Here is a 19271-nt window from a genome sequence, read left to right as displayed (position 1 = left end):
CCGGTGCGATAACGTCACACCACATCATCCTTTACTTGACCGTTCCCGCCCGCGGGTGGCCGCCGCACCCCGCACCCCCCGCGGGCTGCCCTCGCCCGCCCACTACACAAATCAGCCCACCCGTCGTCGTGACAACCAGGCGGAGATGCCCAGCATCATCAACGGCGGCAAGGCATAGGCGATGCGGTAGTCAAACTTCAGTGCGCCGGCCATGCGCCCGAAGAACATCTGCAACAGCAGGAAGCCCAATGCGAACAGCATGCCCAGGAACAGGCGCTTGCCCATGCCACCGCTGCGCAGCGAACCAAACGCGAACGGCACCGCGGCCAGGCACAGCGCCAACACGTTCAAGGGGTAGAACCAGCGCCCCCAATAGGTGTCTTCGTACTCGCGCGCGTCCAGGCCATTGCGCTTGCGGTAGTCGATGCTGGTCTTGAGCTCGCCGACACCGAGGTTGCGCGGCTTGGCCAAGCCGGAAGCCAGCGCAGACGCATCCAACTGCGAGGCCCACTTTTCGCTGGGCAGCTCCTCACGCGCGGCCGAGCGTTCGCCGAAGGTATCGCGGCGCACGCTTTCCAACACCCAACCCTGACTGTCGTGGCGTGCGATCTTGGCGTAGGTCAGGCTCAGCAAGCGCCCGTCTTCACTCAACTGATACAGGCGCACGTCATGCAGCAGCAAGGTCGACTGACCGTCGGCGCTGAGCTGCTCTTCGCCGGTCAGCGCGTTGAGGAAGGTGTCGCCTTCACGCGCCCATAGGCCCGAATAGCGGGCGGTGGCCATATCGGTGTTGAAACGCGCACTGGCCTTCAAGGCATCGGCGCGGCTCTGCGCCCAGGGCGAGAGGGTTTCGCCATTGACCACCATCAATGCGGTCAGCAGCGACAGCGCAATCGCCACCGACACCGCAATCCGTCGCCGCGACAGGCCAATCGCCCGCAGTGCGGTCAATTCGGAAGTCGCCGCCAGCTGGCCCAGGCCCATCAGTGCGCCAATCACCGCAGCCATCGGAAACAGCGTGTAGGCACGACGCGGCAAGGTGTACGCCACCCAGGCCAAGGCATGGCCGAAGCTGTAATGGCCCTGGCCGATTTTCCCGGCCTCGCCGGACAAGGCCATGATCGCGTCCAGGCCCAACAGCACCATCCACACCACCAGCACCGTGAGCAGCACGGTACGGCCTACATAGACGTCATGAATCCGCGGCAGCAACCTCATGCCTTTGCTCCCGCACGGCGGCGACTCAAACGCCCATCACGGAAGTACAGCCACAGCGCCAGCAGCAACAACGGCAAGGTCAACCACCACATGCCGGCATCCACCGGCAGCTTGCCCGCAGCCAGCCACTGGCGGCCGAGAATGCTCAGGCTCACGCCAACCGTATAGGCCAGGAACGCGACCATGATGCGGCCGTAACGCTGCTGGCGCGGTGCGCTGCGGGCCAGCGGCAAGGTCAGCAGGGCGAACGCCAGCGCCAGCAACGGCGGGGTGATGCGCCAGTGCAGCTGGGCCTTGGCCTCCGGCCGGTCATCGCCAAGCAACTGGCGGGTGGTCAGCATTTCCGGATCATTCTCGTCGCGCACTTCCTCGCGGTCCGGCAGGGCCACTTCGTTGCGCGCATAGCGCATCAGCCGGTAGCCCAGGGTCCCGCTCTCCGGGCCTTCGACCCGATAGCCGTCCTCCAGGCGCAGATAGCGCTGACGCTCGCCTTCGAAAAACATCGCGCCGCTGTTTGCCGATACCACGTCGATACGTCCTTCCTTCTGACGCTGCATGAACACCTTGCCCATCTTGGTGCCGTCGCCCGTCATTGACGACAGGTAAACAATGCCGCCTCCGGACAACGGGGTGAACTGGCCCGGCTCCAGCCCGGCCACGACCATGCTGCGACTGGCTTCCTGCAACATCCGCTCGGCGTTGCGGTCGGCCCAGGGCCCCAACCACAGCGAGCAACCCGCAACCAGCGCGACCACCGGCACCGTCAACAGCAGGATCGGCTTGAGCAGGCGCTTGGGGCCGACGCCAACGCCGGTCAGCACCGCCATTTCTGAATCGCGGTACAGCCGCGCGATCGAGAGGGCCAGCCCCAGCATGAGCGCCAGGGGCAGGATGATGGGCAGGTAAACGATGAACTGCAGGCCTAGCTGGGACAGCATCAGGCCGGCCGGGATGCGGCCATCGGCGATACGGCCGAGGATGTCGACCAGCACACCGCCCATGCTGACTACCAGAAGTACGGTCAAAGTGGCCAGAAAACTCTGGAGGAAGTCACTCAGAAGGTAGCGGTCAAGCTTCGCCATAGGGTCGGTGGTTTAAACTCTCGGTTTAGTCCGCAGAACGCCCGGCCTCGATGGCCTTGCGTATACAGCCTGCGATTGTACGGATTTGGCAACGGAATCTGATCAATGTCTCTGGAATTCACCCTGAACCACGCCGCCCCGGTCTCCGCCGAGGTGGATTGCGTCATTGTTGGCGCCTTCTCTGACAAGTCGCTGACCCCGGCCGCACAGGCCCTGGACGCGGCGTCCGGTGGTCGTCTGGCCGCCCTGATCGAGCGCGGCGATGTTGGCGGCAAGACCGGCAACACCACCTTGCTGCACGATCTGGCCGGCGTCAGCGCCGCCCGTGTGCTGGTGGTTGGCCTGGGCGACCCGGCCAAATTCGGCGTGGTGCAGTATCTGAAGGCCGCTGGCGACGCCGCCCGCGCCCTGAAGAGCGGCAACACCCGCAGCGCGCTGTTCACCCTGAACGAATTGGAAGTGGGCGGCCGTGACGCCGCCTGGAACGTCCGTCAGGCCGTGATCACCGCCAACCACGCCAGCTACCGCTATACCGCCACCCTGGGCAAGAAGAAGCCGGAAGCGCCGGGCCTGGAGTCGCTGGCCATCGCCAGCAACGACGAAACCGCACTGCTGCAGGGCCAGGCCATTGCCGCCGGCGTGGAATACGCCCGCGAACTCGGCAACCTGCCGCCGAACTACTGCACCCCGGCCTACCTGGCTGAATCCTCGGTCAAGTTCGCCGCCGAGCACGACGGTGCCGACGCCGAGATCCTCGACGAAGCGCAGATGGAAGCGCTGGGCATGGGCTCGCTGCTGGCCGTGGCCCGTGGCTCGGCCAACCGCCCGAAGCTGGTGGTGCTGAAGTGGAGCAACGGCGGCGACGCCAAGCCCTACGTGCTGGTCGGCAAGGGCATCACCTTCGACACCGGCGGCGTCAACCTGAAGACCCAGGGTGGCATCGAGGAAATGAAGTACGACATGTGCGGTGGCGCCAACGTCATCGGCACCTTCGTCGCCACGGTCAAGGCCAAGCTGCCGTTGAACCTGGTGGTGGTCGTGCCGGCAGTGGAAAACGCCATCGACGGCAACGCCTACCGCCCATCCGACGTGATCACCTCGATGTCGGGCAAGACCATCGAAGTGGGCAACACCGACGCCGAAGGCCGCCTGATCCTGTGTGACGCGCTGACCTATGCGCAGCGCTTCGAGCCGGCTGCACTGATCGACGTAGCAACCCTCACCGGCGCCTGCATGGTGGCCCTGGGCCACCAGACCGCCGGCCTGATGAGCAAGCACGACGACCTGGCCAACGAACTGACCGCCGCTGGCGAAAACGTGTTCGACCGCGCCTGGCGCCTGCCGTTGTGGGACGAGTACCAGGGCATGCTGGATTCCAGCTTCGCCGACGTCTACAACATCGGCGGCCGTTGGGCCGGCGCCATCACCGCTGGCTGCTTCCTGTCGCGCTTCACCGAAGGCCAGCGCTGGGCGCACCTGGATATCGCCGGCGTGGCCAGCGATGAAGGCAAGCGCGGCATGGCCACCGGTCGCCCGGTCGGCCTGCTGACCCAGTGGCTGCTGGATCGCGTGGCCTAAGCAAGTTCTGGACAAAACCGGGGTTGGAAACCGGGGTCAGAGTAGGGGTTTGACCCGGCCAGCCCCGACTCTTACCCCGGTTTTACAACCCTGTACCCCAACTTCCCGTGACCTGATGCGTGCCGACTTCTACCTGATTGCCAAGCCGCGCTTTCTCACCGAGCCACTGAAGCTGGTGTGCGAACTGGCGCGCAAGGCCAACGATGGCGGCCTGTACACGCTGGTACTGGCCCGCGACCAGGCCCAGGCCGAGGAGTTGGACGAACTGCTGTGGTCGTTCGACCCCGACGCCTATATCCCGCACCAGATCATCGGTGAGGATGTGGACGAGGAAGAGTCCATCGTGCTGATCGCCACGCCTGGCGCCGAAGCACCAGAACGTCCGCTGGTGATCAACCTGCGCGACGAGCCCTACCTGGGTGCCTGCGACCGCGTGCTGGAAGTAGTACCGGCCGACCCGGCCGCACGTGAACCGCTGCGTGAGCGTTGGCGTCAGTACAAGGCCGCCAACTACACGCTCAACAAATACGACATGTAAGGGACTACACGCATGCGCCTGCTGATTGCCATCCTGCTGCCGTGGCTGGCCTTTTTCACCATTGGCCGTCCGATTTCCGGCATTGTCTGTCTCATCCTGCAAATTACCTTGATCGGCTGGGTGCCCGCCGCCATCTGGGCTGCATACGCGGTCAGCCAGTACCACACCGACCAGAAGATCAAGCGCGCATTGGCGCGCTGATCCCTCCCCTCGCTCTTTCCGGTTTCCCCGCATGACCCAACTCGCCTCCAGCTACGACCCGAAAACCTTTGAAACCGCGCTCTACGAGTCGTGGGAAAAAGCCGGCCTGTTCAAGCCGTCCGGTAAGGGCGAGCCCTACACCATCCTGCTGCCGCCGCCGAATGTCACCGGCACCCTGCACATGGGCCACGCCTTCCAGCAGACGCTGATGGATGCGCTGATCCGTTACCACCGCATGCGTGGCTACGACACGCTGTGGCAGGTGGGTACCGACCATGCCGGCATCGCCACCGAAATGGTGGTCAGCCGCAACCTGGCGCTGGAAGGCAAGGGTGAAACCCGCGACTCGCTGGGCCGCGATGGCTTCATCGACAAGGTGTGGGAGTGGAAGGCGCATTCGGGCAACGTGATCGAGGGCCAGATGCGCCGCCTCGGCACCTCGGCCGACTGGTCGCGCAGCACCTTCACCATGGATCCGGGCCCGAGCGAGGCGGTGATCGAGTCCTTCCTCCGTTGGCACGAGCAGGGCCTGATCTACCGTGGCCAGCGCCTGGTCAACTGGGATCCGGTACTGAAGACCGCCATTTCCGATCTGGAAGTGGAGAGCGTGGAAGAAGACGGCTTCATGTGGTCGATCGCCTATGCGCTCAACGACGGTGCCAGCTATGAGCACGTCGAAGTGGACGCCGACGGCAACGAGACCCTGCGCGAAACCCGCAACTATCTGGTCGTGGCCACCACCCGTCCGGAAACCCTGCTGGGCGACACCGCGGTGATGGTGCACCCGGAAGACAGCCGCTACGCGCACCTGATCGGCAAGAGCGTGACCCTGCCACTGACCGGCCGCAGCGTGCCGGTGATCGGCGACGACTACGTCGACAAGGCGTTCGGCACCGGCGTGGTCAAGGTGACCCCGGCGCACGACTTCAACGATTACCAGGTCGGCGTGCGTCACAGCCTGCCGATGATCAACCTGTTCACCACCACCGCCACGCTCAACGAGAACGCCCCGCAGCAGTACCAGGGGCTGGACCGCTACGCAGCGCGCAAGGTGATCCTGGCCGAACTGGAAGACCTGGGCATCCTGGTCGAGACCAAGGCGCACAAGCTGCAGGTGCCGCGTGGCGACCGTACCGGCCAGGTGATCGAGCCCTACCTCACCGACCAGTGGTTCGTGAAAATGGACGGGCTGGCCAAGCGCGGCCTCGAACTGGTCGAGAACGGCAGCATCAAGTTTGTGCCGGGCAACTGGATCAACACCTATCGCCATTGGATGGAGAACATCCAGGATTGGTGCATCAGCCGCCAGCTGTGGTGGGGCCACCGCATTCCGGCGTGGTTCGACGAAGCCGGCAACTGCTACGTCGGCCGCAACGAAGCCGATGCCCGCACCAAGGCCGGGCTGGGCGACGACGTGGTGCTGACCCAGGACAGCGACGTGCTGGAGACCTGGTTCTCCTCGCAGCTGTGGCCGTTCTCCACCCTGGGCTGGCCGAACGAAGCGGCGATGGCCGAGCGCGGCTTTGAGCGCTACCTGCCGTCGAACGTGCTGATCACCGGCTTCGACATCATCTTCTTCTGGGTGGCCCGCATGATCATGGCCACCGACAGCTTCACCGGCCAGATCCCGTTCAAGGACGTCTATATCACCGGCCTGATCCGCGACGGCCAGGGCCAGAAGATGTCCAAGTCCAAGGGCAATGTGCTCGATCCGCTGGACATCATCGACGGTATCAGCATCGACGACCTGGTTGCCAAGCGCACCCACGGTCTGATGCAGCCAAAGATGGCCGAGAAGATCGAGAAGGCCACGCGCAAGGAATTCCCGGACGGCATCATCGCCCACGGTGCCGACGCGCTGCGCTTCACCATCGCCGCGCTGGCCACCCACGGCCGTGACATCAAGTTCGACATGAGCCGCGCCGAGGGCTACAAGAACTTCTGCAACAAGCTGTGGAACGCCAGCCGCTTCACCCTGATGAACACCGAGGGCGCGAGCTTCACCGGCGTACCGATGCCGCGCACCGATGCCGAGCGCTGGATCCTTGCACGCCTGGCCAAGGTTTCGGCCGAAGCACAGCAGCACTACGCCGACTACCGCTTCGACCTGTTGTCGCAGGCGCTGTACGAGTTTGTCTGGAACGAATTCTGCGATTGGTTCCTGGAACTGACCAAGCCGGCCTTGAACGGTGACAACGCCGAGGATGCGGCCAGCACGCGTCATACGCTGCTGTACGTGTTGGAAGCGGTACTGCGCCTGCTGCATCCGCTGACCCCGTTCGTCACCGAGCAACTGTGGCAGCAGGTGGCACCGCGTCTTGGCATCAACGCCGAGTCACTGTCGTTGCAGGCCTACCCAACCGCGGAAGAGTTTGCCGGCGATTACGCGCAGGCCGAAGTCGACGTGGAATGGTTCAAGACCATGGTCAGTGCCCTGCGCCGCGTGCGCAGCGAATTGAACGTGCCGCCGTCCAAGCAGGTGCGTCTGCTGCTGCAGGGCGGACAAGCTGCTGACCGCAGCCGCCTCGACCGCTTCGCCTCGCAGCTGCGTTTCCTGCTGAAGCTCGAAAGCATCGATTGGTTGGCTGCTGATGCACAGACGCCGCCGGCTGCGGCCGCCATTGTTGGCGAGCTGAAGCTGCTGGTGCCGCTGGAAGGCCTGGTCGACCTGGACGCCGAGCGTGCGCGCCTGGACAAGGAAATCGCCCGCGTTTCTTCGGAAAAGGAGAAGAGCGAGGTCAAACTGTCCAAGTTCACCGACAAGGTGCCGGCGGCGGTGGTCGAGCAGGAGCGCGTGCGCCTGGTCGATTGGAACAGCCAGTTGGCCGGCCTGCAGGAACAGCGCGCGAAGCTGTAAGGCTTGTTGGTTGCTGCTGTGGAAAACGCCGCCTTCGGGCGGCGTTTTCTTTTGTGCGTTGAGAATCAAAGAGCAGCGAGCGAAGAGCCCCCTCATCCGCCCTGCCGGGCAACTTCTCCCGCGCGCGGGAGAAGGGAGTGCAATGCGCCATGCACTTCTGCGGGATCGCTGTGCAAGCTGCTTCCTGTGCTTGAGCTTGATCGTACGCCCAGTTCACGACGCTGCAAGAATCACTGCAGTCCCTTCTCCCGCGGGCGGGAGAAGTTGCCCAGCAGGGCGGATGAGTGGCTTTTGGCTTTTGGCTTTTGGCTTTTGGCTTTTGGCTTTTGGCTTTTGGCCTTGGACTTTACCTCCCCGCAGCACCAATACCTCCCAAACCCAGCTACCCTCCCCCAGCACCCCAACAACAGAACCCAATGTCCCTCGGCATTTTCTGCGCGGTCCTGTTCGCCGCCCTGCTCCACGCCAGCTGGAATGCCATCGTCAAACTCGGCGGCGACAAGCTGCTGACCACGATTCTGGTCACCGGTTGGGCTGCAGTTCTGTCCGCCATCGCCCTGCCCTGGCTGCCAGCCCCCGCCGCAGCCAGCCTGCCCTGGCTCGCCGCATCAGCCATGCTGCAGACCGGCTACTACGTCTTGGTCGCCCGCGCCTATCACAGCGCCGACATGAGCCTGTCCTACCCGCTGATGCGCGGCTGCGCGCCGTTGCTGGTCGCCATCGCCGGCACCTGGCTGTTCAACGAACACCTGTCCGCCAACGCATGGAGCGGTATCGCTCTGATCAGCGCCGGCATCCTGTGCATGGCCGGCAGCAGCACCGCCCGCAACACCCGCCTGCCGCTGTGCATCGCCGTGGTCATCGCCACTTACACCCTCGTCGATGCACAGGGCGCGCGCCTGTCCGGCAACGCCTTGAGTTACACGCTGTGGCTGTTCCTGCTGTCCGGCCTGCCGTTGCCGATCTGGGCGCTGTTCGCCCGTCGCCAGCAGCTGGGCAGCTATCTACGCGGCAACTGGCAGCGCGGACTGGTCGGCGGTATCGGCACCACGGCGTCGTATGCAATCGCGCTATGGGCGATGACCATCGCGCCGGTCGCGGTGATCGCCGCGCTGCGCGAAACCTCGATCCTGTTCGCCCTACTGATCTCGGCGCTGTTGTTGAAAGAGCACATCAGCCGCAAACGCCTGCTCGCCGCAGCACTGATCATCACTGGTGTCGTGCTGTTGCGGTTGACGTAAACCAGACGAAACTCAGAGCGGCGGCATCACGCTGATGTCGTCGTCCACCAGCTCCATCGCCATCACCAGCGCATCTTCGCGCCCGTTCGCGGTCGGGTAGTAACGCGGACGGCGACCGATCTCGTTGAAGCCTTCGCTGTGGTACAGCGCGATGGCCGAGGTATTGGATGGCCTCACTTCCAGGAACACGCGCAACGCACCACGCTGCCGAGCAACCCGCACCAACTCGCGCAGCAGACGCCGGCCGTGACCACGCGACTGACACAGCGGGTCAACACAGACATTGAGTACGTGCGCTTCATCGACGGCAATGCTGAGCACGGCGTAGCCGACGATCCCGTCATCCTGCAGCAACACCCGGCACGGGTAGTCGGCACGCAGGCAATCCTGGAAGATGCCGCGCGTCCATGGGAATGGATAGGCGCGCAACTCCACTTCCATCACCGCATCCAGATCCCCTTCATGCATGGGACGCAGGACCGACCCCAGCGCGGTCATTGCCGTGCTTTCCGCCGCAGACTGCGCAGCTGCGGCCACAGGGCACGCTTGGCGGCCGGATCGGCACGCAGCTCGGCCAAGGGCCAGCTGTCCATCAGCGCCCGTGTTTCCGGCTCATTGGGATTGCAGCCGGAAGCACGCAACAAGGCGATCTGCAGGCGGTCGGGCATCCCCAGGCCGCCGCTGCGACGAACACCACCCGCTGTAGCGGCAGCAAATACCGGCGCCGGTGCGGTGCTCGGTGCCTGCGGGGCCTTTGCGGCCACGTCACGCGGTGGGGCAACAGCAACCGGCTTGTTCACTGCAGGTTGCGGCTGCGCTGCCAACTCCACCGCTACCGTAGCGGTGTCAAAGGCTGGCGCAGCCACGGCTGGCGGCGCATCCAGCGCGCCGCCTTCCAGATAAACGGTGTAGCCCATCGCCTGCAGCCATGCCTGCTGCTCGGCGGTCCACACCGGTTCGGGCGAGAAGCCGATCACTGCACCTTGCCGGCCGGCTGCCGCCAGCGTTGCAGCGCCCACATCACCGGGCCGGACAGTGCATAGATCACGCCAACCGCCAACAAGGTGCGCGCCGGGTCCAGTACCACGATGGAAATGATGATCGGCACCAGCGCCAGCACCACGAACGGTACGCGTTCCGAGCGCGGGCCCTTCTCGCTGCCACCCTTGAAGCTCCAGAAGCGGATCCGGCTGACCATCAACAGGCCGGACACGATGGTCACGCCCAAGGCCACATAGCGCAGTTCCTCACCGCTCCAGCCCAGCTCGCCATCGGCGAAGGCCCAGACGAAGGACATCATCAAACCGGCCGCAGCCGGGCTGGCCAGGCCGACAAACCAGCGTTTGTCGACCGTGCCCACCTGGGTATTGAAGCGGGCAAGGCGCAGCGCCGCGCAGGCCGCATACAGGAAAGCCGCCGACCAGCCAACGCGGCCCAGCACGTCGCCATCGAATTTCAGAGAGGACAAGGCCCAGTGGTACATCACCAGTGCCGGCGCCATGCCGAAACTGACCAGATCAGCCAGGGAGTCGTATTGCACGCCGAACTCGCTGCTGGTGCCGGTCAAACGCGCAACCCGGCCGTCCAGCCCGTCCATCACTGCCGCCACGAACACGGCGACGCTGGCGTGGACGAACTGCCCGTTGGAGGCGGCAATGATCGCGTAGAACCCGGCAAACAGCCCGGCGGTGGTAAACAGGTTCGGGAGCAGGTAGATGCTGCGCGAACGCGGTGGTGGTCTCAATTCGTCCATACCGGAGAGTTTAATCGACTTGCCAGCCGCGTCACCGGGTGCTGCAATCGCTGCCTGCCCTGTTCCGGTGTCTGGAGTTGCCATGCTCACCCTGCCACGCCTCTGCTGCCTGCTCCTGCTCAGCACCGCTGCCAATGCCAGCGCCGCCAATCTCTACAAGTGGAAGGACGCCAATGGCGTTACCCAGTACTCGGAGCGGCCACCGGCCGGCAAGCAGTTCGAAACCCGTCGCATCACCGCCAGCGGAGCTTCTGTCGCCGAACCAGAGGCTGCGGCCGACGCCGGCGAATCCGAGCAGTGCCTGGGCGCACGCAGGAATCTGGAATTGCTGAACGGCAATGGCCCGGTCAGCCAGGGCGTTGGTGCCGATGGCAAACCGGGCGCTCCGCTGGATGACGCCCAGCGCGCGGCGCAGAAGCAGCTCGCCGAGGCCGCCGCTGCGGTCTATTGCAAGCCTGCACCGAAGAAGTAAGCCCTCAGGGCTGCTGGGTTGTGCGCTTGCGTGGGCTATGGGAGCGGCGCAAGCCGCGAAGCCGGAAACCCCCTGATTGCCGCAAAAACGCCGACAACTGCTGGTCCTCGGGCTTCGCGGCTTGCGCCGCTCCCACACAGCTCCCCCAGCGTTGATGGCGCGCTCGGAAGGTCCTCGCCGAGCATGGCCCGGCACTACACCTAGGCCACTCCAGGATCGCCCTACCCCATTCGTGGCCGTGCGCACTGGGCTGCAAGGCTGGCAAAATAGGGGATCGTCCGTTTTGCGAAGCCCCCTGCCATGCGTCTTTCCCGCTTCCACCTGCACACCACCAAGGAAACCCCCGCCGACGCCGAGCTGATCAGCCACCGGCTGATGCTGCGCGCGGGCATGATCCGCAAGCTGGCATCGGGCCTGTACACCTGGTCGCCGCTGGGCCTGCGGGTTTTGCGCAAGGTGGAAGCCATCGTCCGCGAGGAAATGAACCGTGCCGGCGCGGTGGAACTGCAGCTGCCGACCATCCAGCCCAAGGAACTGTGGGAAGAAACCGGTCGCTGGGAGAAGTTCGGTGGCCAGTTGCTGAAGATCAAGGACCGCAAGGAGCAGGAGTACTGCTACAGCCCCACCGCCGAGGAAGCCATTACCGACTTCGCACGCCAGGAACTGTCCAGTTACAAGCAGCTGCCGGTCAATTTCTACCAGGTGCAGACCAAGTTCCGTGACGAAATCCGTCCGCGCTTCGGCGTCATGCGCGCGCGCGAATTTCTGATGAAGGATGCCTATTCCTTCCATCTGGACGACGCCAGCCTGGTCGCAGAATACGAAAACATGAAGGCCGCCTACACCCGTATCTTCACCCGTCTGGGCTTGGAGTTCCGCGCGGTGCAGGCTGATTCCGGCGCAATTGGCGGCGATGCCTCACAGGAATTCCACGTCATCGCCGATTCCGGTGAAGACGCACTGGTGTTCTCCACCGGCTCGGATTACGCCGCCAATGTGGAGGCCGCCATTGCCGCCGACCCGGCAGCGCGCGCCGCCGCCAGCGAAGAACTGCGCAGGATCGACACCCCCTCCCAGAAGACCTGCGAAGACGTGGCCGCGCTGATGGGCATCGCCCTGCTGCGTACGGTCAAATCGATTGCGGTAATGACCACCGAGAATGAATTCGTGCTGGCGCTGGTCCGTGGCGACCACGAAGTCAACGAAATCAAACTGGCCAAGGTTGCTGGCCTCAATGATTACCGCATGGCCAGCGAGGCCGAGATTGCCGATTATCTCGGCAGCGAGCCGGGTTTCCTCGGCCCCTTGAACCCGCGCAAGGCGATCCGCGTGGTCGCTGACCGCGAAGTAGCGGCAATGGCCGATTTCGTGGTCGGTGCCAATGAGAAAGGTCTGCATATTGCCGGCGTCAACTGGGGCCGCGACCTGGCCGAGCCGGAGGTGGCCGATATCCGCAACGTCGTGGCCGGCGACCGGGCCCAGGACGGCGGCGAATTGAAGATTACCCGTGGTATCGAAGTTGGCCACGTATTCCAGTTGGGTCGCCAGTATGCGCAGGCACTGAAAGCCACCGTGCTGGACCAGAACGGCAAGGCGGCGGTGATGGCGATGGGTTGCTATGGCATTGGCGTATCGCGCATTGTCGCTGCCGCCATCGAGCAGAACCACGACGACGCAGGCATTATCTGGCCGGTCAGCATGGCCCCGTGGCAGGCGGTGGTGTGCATGATCAATCCGAAGCAGGACTCGACGGTTACTGCAGCAGCCGAGGCACTGCTGGCCGAACTGCAGGCCGCCGGCGTGGATGCCGCACTGGATGACCGCGGCCTGCGTCCGGGCCAGATGTTTGCCGATATGGAACTGATCGGCATTCCGCACCGCATCGTGGTGTCCGAGCGTGGCTTGGCTGCAGGCACGGTTGAATACCGCGCACGCAGCGCCAGCGAAGCGGAAAATCTGGATCAGGCCACGGTGATCAGCAAGATCATCGGCTGAGCCTAATCACTGGGGAAACTGCTTATAGCGCCGGGACATAGTCCCGGCGTTTTCATTTGCAGATAACATCGAGAACGCTATTAATCTGTCATTACCGTAACCAGCCCGGTATGCTCTGCTGCGCTGCCACGGAATGGCATACACCCCCAACCCCATTATCCGGAGTAGTTATTCGATGAGTATCGATCTGTCCCAGCTGTCGGCCAAAGAACTGGCCGTTCTGATCCGCGACGCCCAGAAGCGCAAGACCGTTGTCGCCAAGCGCCAGCCGATTGCCAAGGCCCGCGCCCTGGTTGCCGCCGCCGCCAAGAAGGCTGGTTATACGGTCGAAGAATTGTTCGGCACCGGCGCTGCCGTTGCAGTGAAGGCCCCGCGTGGCGCCAAGGCCAGCAAGGGCGCCGCCAAGACCGGCCGCAAGCTGCCCAAGGTTGAGCCGAAGTACCGCAACCCGGCCAATGCCGCTGAGACCTGGACTGGCCGTGGCAAGCAGCCGCGTTGGCTGGCAGAGCACACCAAGGCAGGTCGCAAGGTTGAAGATTTCCTGATCCAGAAGTAATCAATCTGGAATGGGCATTACAAAACGCCGGCAGTTTGCCGGCGTTTTCTTATTGCATTCCTGTATTCGCAGTAATTACAAATTGTTTATTGTCGGCATTCGCTGGCCATGCCAACAACAAAGTCTCCCGGACAAGCGCAGCGCATGCGGGGGAACTCGGTTCGATTGAGCTAGCGAACCATCCGCGAACGGCTCCGGGTGTGCTGCGTTTCCCCGGCTACACAGGCTGAAGCAGCCTGCGCCACTGCAACTGGCAGCGCCACTCGAATAAGCTCGGCAGCGCCTGCAGCAATTACAGATTCTTGCGCGCCGGCACCAGCAGATTACCGAACAACAGACCTGCCACCAGCGCCATCACCACATTGACCACGGTCAGCAGCGCCGATTCGCCGGCACTCACATTCTGCTGCTGGATCAGGCTCAATACACCGCGCAGGCTGGTACTACCGGGCACCAGCATGATGATGCCGGGCAGGCGGATGATCGCCCCCGGGCGCTGGACGATGCGTCCAAACAGATTGCCAGCGGCAGTCACCGTCATCGCCGCCAGAAAGATACCGGCCGGCGCGCCCCACTGCTGCCCGCCATAGCGGGAAATCGCATAACCGGCGACCGAGGCGGCCATTACCCAGAGGTAATCGCGCCTGCTGGCGCGGAACAGCATGGCAAAGGCAAACGAGGCCACCAGCACCGAGCCCCATTCCACCCAGTTGGACTGCGGCCGCGAGGCACGGATGATCGGTTCCAGACCGATGGAATTGGCGATGGTCACCGCGATCATCGCGCCTACCGTGAGTTTCATGATGGTGGTCAGCGCACCGGCGAAGCGCGCCGTACCCGATACCCAATGCCCGCTGGCCAGCTCATTGACCGAGTTGGTCAGCGCCATGCCCGGCAACAGCACCACCAGCGAAGCGATGATGGTGGAGTTCATGTTCAGCGGCCCGATGAAACTGGCCACCAGCACCGCCACGAAACCCGCCAGCAAGGCTGCCAATGCTTCGCCGGCCTCACGGGTGGCGACGCGGCGGTCGGTATAGAACAGCATCAAGCCGATCAGCAGACCGGTAATGCCAGCGGTGGCGATATCCAGCCACGGCAGCCGCCACAAACCGGCCACGCCGGCCGAGCCCAGGGTGAACGACGCCAGCAGCTGTATCTTGCTGCGCAGCCCGCCATCCTTGTCGAGCTGGCGCAGTGCGGTATGCCCCTGCGCGATCGACATCTGCCCGGCGGAGACCGCATCGGCAATCTGGTCGGCCATCGCCAGTTTGTGAAGATTGGTATCGCCAGGGCCCAGACGGATCACGCGGGTGATATCACTGGAACCAATCGCCCGGGTCGGGTCGCTGAAACTCAGAATCAAGCCGGTCGGGTTCGACCACGGCTCGCAGTCCAGATCCAGTTGCTGCGCCAACGCCACCACCGCCGCCTCCAGTCGCTGGGCGGTTGTGCCATAACTGTGCAGACGCCCGGCCATCTCCGAAACGAAGGCCACACGTTGCGCGTAGGTAGCGCGATTGGAAGCGGTGGCCGGGGCAGCGGCAAGGGTTTCGGCAGACATGACCGCTAGTATCACCTGAAGCGGATGAAATACTCATCTGGCTTGAAGCGCGGACAGGTTATTCTCCGTAACCAATGGTCACCATGAAACACATTCCCCCGCCCGATTGCGTTCTGCCCCCCGATGCGGACGGCCTACTCAGGCTTTCCGGCAATTGGACCTTGGCGACCGCACTGCGCTCAAGCGAGGTATTGCATGCCCAGACCGGGACCGTAACCGGTATCGATGCGCGCGCCATCGACCGGCTGGATTCAGCCGGCGTACTGCTGTTGCTGCGCTACGCGCACAAGCTGGGGCTGCAGGACGATGCGCTGCAGTTCCGGGCCGACCATCAGGCGCTGGTCTGCACCATCGAGGAAGTCGCCGACGAGCGACCCAAGCCACAACGTGACTTCGGGGTGGCGGCGGCCCTGGATCGCCTCGGCCGCTCGGTGCACGCCATTGCGGGCAATATCGTGGTGCTGGTCAATTTCCTCGGTGAGAACCTGGCCAAGCTGACGCGGCTGTTCCGCCAGCCCCGCCGCTTCCGGCTCACCGCCGCGGTCAACCAGATGGAAGAGGTTGGGCTGAACGCGGTGCCGCTGGTGGCCCTGTTGTCGTATCTGGTGGGCGCGGTGATCGCCTTCCTCGGCTCCACCATCCTGCGCGACTTTGGCGCGGAGATTTACGTGGTGGAGCTGGTCTCCATCGCCTTCCTGCGCGAGTTCGCGGTACTGCTCACCGCCATCGTGCTGGCCGGCCGCACCGCCAGCGCCTTCACCGCGCAGATTGGTGCGATGAAGGCGCGCGAGGAGATCGACGCCATCCAGACACTCGGATTGGACCCGATCGACCTGCTGGTGCTGCCACGGGTGGTCGCACTGCTGATCATGCTGCCGCTGCTGACCTTTGTGGCGATGATCGCCGGTCTGGCAGGTGGCGTTACTGTGGGCGCCTTCGACCTGGATATCCCGCCGCAGATGTACCTGGCGCGCATGCACGACACCATCGAGGTGCGGCACATGCTGGTCGGTCTGTCCAAGGCACCGGTGTTCGCGCTGATCATCGCGCTGATCGGCTGCCTGGAAGGCCTGAAGGTGGAAGGCACGGCACAGTCGGTGGGCGAACGCACCACCTCCAGCGTGGTGCAGACGATCTCGCTGGTCATCATCCTCGACGCGCTGGCCGCGTTGTGGTTCATGCACATGGGGTGGTGAGGCGATGAGCGCGATGGAAGATGCCACCACCGACAGCAACGAGCTGGCCATCCGCGTGCGCGGGCTGCTCAATCGTTTTGGCAGCCAGACCGTGCACGATGGCCTGGACCTGGACGTGCGGCGGGGCGAGATCCTCGGCGTGGTCGGCGGCTCGGGCACCGGCAAATCGGTGTTGATGCGTTCGATCCTCGGCCTGCGCACGCCAGACGCCGGACAGATTGAAGTGCTGGGCGTGGATGCACGCTCGGGCAACCCGGCCGACCGCCTGCGCATCGAGCGCAATACCGGCGTGCTGTTCCAGGACGGCGCGCTGTTCTCCTCGCTGACGGTTGGCGAGAACGTGCAGGTGCCGCTGAAGGAGCATCACCCCGAACTCAGCGAGCGCTGGCACTACGAGCTGGCCTTGTTGAAGGTGAAGCTGGCCGGCCTGCCCGCCGACGCCATCAACAAACTGCCCTCGCAGCTCTCCGGCGGCATGCGCAAACGCGCCGGTCTGGCCCGTGCGCTGGCGCTGGACCCGCCGCTGCTGTTCCTGGACGAACCTACCGCCGGACTCGACCCGATTGGCGCGGCGGCATTCGACCGCCTGATCAAGACCCTGCAGGAAGCGCTGGGCCTGACCGTGTTCCTGATCACCCACGATCTGGACACGCTCTACGCCATCTGCGACCGCGTCGCGGTGTTGGCCGACAACAAGGTCATCGCCAACGCTCCGTTACCCGAGATTGAACAACTCGACCATCCGTGGATACGCGAATACTTCCACGGCCCCCGCGCCCGCGCCGCGCGCGGCCTCCAGCACGAGCACGCTTGATATGGAAACCAAAGCCAACTACGTCCTGATCGGTGCCTTCACCCTGCTCATCGGCGTTGCCCTGCTCGCCTTTGGACTATGGGCGGCCAAGTACTCCTCCGACCGCACCTGGCAGGAATACCGGGTGGTGTTCACCGAGGCGGTGACCGGTTTGTCGGTGGGCAGCCCCGTGCAATACAACGGCATCGCGGTCGGCTCGATCACCGAGCTGACCCTGGCCCCGGATGACCCGCGCAAGGTGGTGGCCAAGCTGCGGCTGAACTCGACCACCCCGGTGAAGACCGACACCCGCGCCAAGCTGGCCATCACCAGCCTGACTGGACCGTCGATCATCCAGCTCAGTGGCGGCACCCCGCAGGCCGCCGCACTGACCGCGGTCAGCAAGGAACCGGTACCAACCATCGCAACCTCACCGTCGGCACTGCAGAACATCACCGATGTCGCCAACCGCGTGGTCGAGCGCATGGACGAACTGCTCAGCGATGAGAACGTCCGCAAGATCACCACCACCCTGGCCCACCTGGAAACCATCAGCGGCGGCCTGGCCGACCGCGACGAAGGCACCCAGGCCTTGCTGGTGGAAGCCCGCGATGCGGCGCGCAACCTCAACGTCACCCTCGGCTCGGCCAACGGCGCCATCAAGAACCTGGACGAGAACGTGCTGCGGGAACTGCCGGCAACGATGGACAAGCTTGATACCAGCCTGGCCAAGCTCGACTCGGCCGCCGGCAATGCCGACGCCATCCTTGGCGAGAACCGCGCGGCCATCAACAGCTTCGCCAACGACGGTCTGGCCCAGCTCGGCCCGACCCTGACCGAACTGCGCGGCCTGATCCGCGACCTGCGCCGGGTCAGTGACCGGCTGGAGAACAACCCGGCGCGCTACCTGCTCGGCCGCGACGCCCCGAAGGAGTTCGAACCCAAATGAAGCGCATTTCCCTGATCAAGCTGCTCGCACCCGTCTGCCTGCTGGCCTTGGCCGGCTGCTCGGTATTGGCCGGCGGCGACCGCCAGTCCATCACCATCTATGCACCTCAAGTCAGGGTGCAGGCCGATCCCGGCTGGCCGCAGGTCAGCTGGCAGCTGGCCATTGCCAAACCCAGCGCCGCCCGCCTGATCGACAGCCCGCGCATCAACGTGCGGCCAACGCCGGGTGAGCTGGAGGTCTACCGCGGCGCCACATGGGCGCAGCCGGCCACCGACATCTTGGAAGACACCTTGCTGCGTGGCTTCGAGGACTCGGGAAAGATCGATGCGGTTGCACGCATTGCCACCGGCATCCGCTCCGACTACAAGCTGACCACCGACCTGCGCCGCTTCGAATCGGACTACCGCGGCGGCGAAGTGCCAGCGGCCACCATCGAGCTCAACGCAAAACTCATCCACAGCCTGGACCAGCGCGTGGTTGCCGCCCGCACCTTCGTCGTCGCCGAACCGGCCGCCAGTGCCGAGATCAGCAGCGTGGCTGCCGCCTTCGAAACCGCGTTGAACAAGACCAGCAACGAGTTGATCGGCTGGACCCTGCTCAGCGGCCAGCGCGATGCGGCACAGCTGCGATCTGGCGGAAAGTGAGATTGATGCGTTCGCCCGACACCCGCGCGGTCTTGGGCAGCGCATGCTGATAGTCGCGCTGGCAATGCCCGCGCATCAGCAGCAGGTCGCCGTGACCGAGCAGGTATTCGAACTTCTGCGCAGGAGCATCCCGACGCCGCAGTAGAAAGCGCCGCGGTGCCCCAAGGCTCAGCGAGGCGATCAACGGCGTCGGCCCAAGTTCAGGCTCGTCATCGCTATGCCAGCCCATGCTGTCACGGCCATCGCGGTAACGGTTGAGCAGCACGCTGTTGAAGCGGCGATCACATGCCTGCTGCAGCTGTTCGCGCACTTTCTGCACGGCAGGGACCCAAGGATGCGGAGCGAAATCCGCACCCGAATAGCGGTAATGCGCGTCCGCATCACCCATCCAGCAGCTCAGGCGCGGTGAGTCCAAGCAGCGCCCGAACATGCGTATGCGGTGCACACTCCAGGCTAAAGACGGCATCTGTTGCAGCAACGCACCGGCCTGTTCCTGCCCAAGCCAGCCGGGCACATGAAGGATATCTGCATGAATATCGGGCAATAAACTCATCGTTCTCGCGCTTCATGACGGCATGGCCATTTGCCGGAAGTGTCGCAACAGCCGAAAATGCCTACAGTGCCCCTACTCGGA

18 protein-coding genes and 1 pseudogene are annotated in these 19271 nt (G+C 64.3%); 12 read left to right on the top strand and 7 right to left on the bottom strand.

Annotation, left to right across the window (positions count from 1 at the left end):
• Positions 1-111: 111 nt before the first annotated feature.
• The gene (gene lptG, locus ACVOLS_RS12935) at positions 112-1218 is read right to left on the bottom strand and encodes an LPS export ABC transporter permease LptG (RefSeq protein ID WP_481545915.1); all 1107 of its coding nucleotides are present in this window, start codon (positions 1216-1218) and stop codon (positions 112-114) included.
• Positions 1215-2300 carry an LPS export ABC transporter permease LptF gene (gene lptF, locus ACVOLS_RS12930; protein WP_481545914.1) on the bottom strand — a complete coding sequence of 362 codons (1086 nt, stop codon included), beginning with the start codon at positions 2298-2300 and terminating at the stop codon, positions 1215-1217. Before lptF ends, lptG begins: the two co-directional genes overlap by 4 nt.
• Before the next feature lie 105 nt (positions 2301-2405).
• Here lptF and ACVOLS_RS12925 point away from each other — a divergent pair, with 105 nt between their 5' ends.
• The 5 genes from ACVOLS_RS12925 (at position 2406) to ACVOLS_RS12905 (ending at position 8715) form a co-directional block, all read left to right on the top strand.
• Entirely contained in the window at positions 2406-3878 is a 1473-nt protein-coding gene (locus tag ACVOLS_RS12925; protein WP_481545913.1) for a leucyl aminopeptidase, read from the top strand.
• A gap of 112 nt (positions 3879-3990) precedes the next feature.
• On the top strand, positions 3991-4416 hold the full coding sequence (locus tag ACVOLS_RS12920) for a DNA polymerase III subunit chi (protein ID WP_481545917.1): 426 nt from the start codon (positions 3991-3993) through the stop codon (positions 4414-4416).
• Between the two features lie 12 nt (positions 4417-4428).
• Positions 4429-4617, top strand: a complete 189-nt coding sequence (locus ACVOLS_RS12915; RefSeq protein ID WP_481513769.1) for a YqaE/Pmp3 family membrane protein — start codon at positions 4429-4431, stop codon at positions 4615-4617.
• Between the two features lie 31 nt (positions 4618-4648).
• On the top strand, positions 4649-7474 hold the full coding sequence (locus tag ACVOLS_RS12910; protein WP_481545912.1) for a valine--tRNA ligase: 2826 nt from the start codon (positions 4649-4651) through the stop codon (positions 7472-7474).
• 416 nt (positions 7475-7890) lie between these two features.
• Positions 7891-8715, top strand: a complete 825-nt coding sequence (locus ACVOLS_RS12905; RefSeq protein WP_481545911.1) for an EamA family transporter — start codon at positions 7891-7893, stop codon at positions 8713-8715.
• A gap of 12 nt (positions 8716-8727) precedes the next feature.
• Here ACVOLS_RS12905 and rimI read toward each other — a convergent pair whose 3' ends face one another.
• The 3 genes from rimI to pssA are packed head-to-tail and all read right to left on the bottom strand — an operon-like array spanning position 8728 to position 10468.
• Positions 8728-9213, bottom strand: coding sequence for a ribosomal protein S18-alanine N-acetyltransferase (rimI, locus tag ACVOLS_RS12900; RefSeq protein WP_481545910.1), 486 nt, complete (start codon positions 9211-9213; stop codon positions 8728-8730).
• Complete coding sequence (locus tag ACVOLS_RS12895; protein ID WP_481545916.1) at positions 9210-9632, bottom strand: alanine acetyltransferase; 423 nt, start codon at positions 9630-9632, stop codon at positions 9210-9212. Before ACVOLS_RS12895 ends, rimI begins: the two co-directional genes overlap by 4 nt.
• Before the next feature lie 56 nt (positions 9633-9688).
• Positions 9689-10468 (bottom strand): CDP-diacylglycerol--serine O-phosphatidyltransferase, encoded by a 780-nt coding sequence (gene pssA / locus ACVOLS_RS12890; protein ID WP_481537978.1) that lies wholly within the window; start codon positions 10466-10468, stop codon positions 9689-9691.
• An 82-nt stretch (positions 10469-10550) separates the two neighbouring features.
• Here pssA and ACVOLS_RS12885 point away from each other — a divergent pair, with 82 nt between their 5' ends.
• The 3 genes and pseudogenes from ACVOLS_RS12885 to ACVOLS_RS12875 form a co-directional block, all read left to right on the top strand.
• Positions 10551-10940 carry a DUF4124 domain-containing protein gene (locus ACVOLS_RS12885; RefSeq protein ID WP_481545909.1) on the top strand — a complete coding sequence of 130 codons (390 nt, stop codon included), beginning with the start codon at positions 10551-10553 and terminating at the stop codon, positions 10938-10940.
• Positions 10941-11240: 300 nt separating this feature from the next.
• Positions 11241-12935: a proline--tRNA ligase gene (locus ACVOLS_RS12880; protein WP_481545908.1), complete on the top strand. Its 1695-nt coding sequence runs from the start codon at positions 11241-11243 to the stop codon at positions 12933-12935.
• A 175-nt stretch (positions 12936-13110) separates the two neighbouring features.
• Positions 13111-13488, top strand: a pseudogene (locus ACVOLS_RS12875) (H-NS histone family protein); the annotation flags it as partial.
• Positions 13489-13783: 295 nt separating this feature from the next.
• On the opposite strand, the gene ACVOLS_RS12870 reads toward ACVOLS_RS12875, so the two are convergent.
• Positions 13784-15055 (bottom strand): threonine/serine exporter family protein, encoded by a 1272-nt coding sequence (locus ACVOLS_RS12870; RefSeq protein WP_282266883.1) that lies wholly within the window; start codon positions 15053-15055, stop codon positions 13784-13786.
• A gap of 83 nt (positions 15056-15138) precedes the next feature.
• Between ACVOLS_RS12870 and ACVOLS_RS12865 the strand changes: the two genes are divergently transcribed.
• Genes ACVOLS_RS12865 through ACVOLS_RS12850 form a run of 4 tightly spaced genes read left to right on the top strand, consistent with a single transcriptional unit; the run spans position 15139 to position 18637 of the window.
• Positions 15139-16251, top strand: a complete 1113-nt coding sequence (locus ACVOLS_RS12865; protein ID WP_481545907.1) for an ABC transporter permease — start codon at positions 15139-15141, stop codon at positions 16249-16251.
• A 4-nt stretch (positions 16252-16255) separates the two neighbouring features.
• Complete coding sequence (locus ACVOLS_RS12860; protein WP_481545906.1) at positions 16256-17065, top strand: ABC transporter ATP-binding protein; 810 nt, start codon at positions 16256-16258, stop codon at positions 17063-17065.
• Between the two features lies 1 nt (position 17066).
• Positions 17067-17993, top strand: coding sequence for an MlaD family protein (locus tag ACVOLS_RS12855; RefSeq protein WP_481534592.1), 927 nt, complete (start codon positions 17067-17069; stop codon positions 17991-17993).
• Positions 17990-18637, top strand: coding sequence for an ABC-type transport auxiliary lipoprotein family protein (locus ACVOLS_RS12850; protein ID WP_481545905.1), 648 nt, complete (start codon positions 17990-17992; stop codon positions 18635-18637). The genes ACVOLS_RS12855 and ACVOLS_RS12850 overlap by 4 nt, the downstream gene beginning before the upstream one ends.
• On the opposite strand, the gene ACVOLS_RS12845 is transcribed toward ACVOLS_RS12850, so the two are convergent.
• Entirely contained in the window at positions 18591-19190 is a 600-nt protein-coding gene (locus ACVOLS_RS12845) for an alpha-ketoglutarate-dependent dioxygenase AlkB family protein (protein WP_481545904.1), read from the bottom strand. The genes ACVOLS_RS12850 and ACVOLS_RS12845 overlap by 47 nt on opposite strands.
• Between the last annotated feature and the right edge of the window lie 81 nt (positions 19191-19271).

The sequence above is a fragment of the Stenotrophomonas sp. STEN038 genome (genome assembly GCF_056759895.1).
Note: the sequence above shows the minus strand (reverse complement) of the source record. Positions and strands in the feature narration are given on the sequence as shown.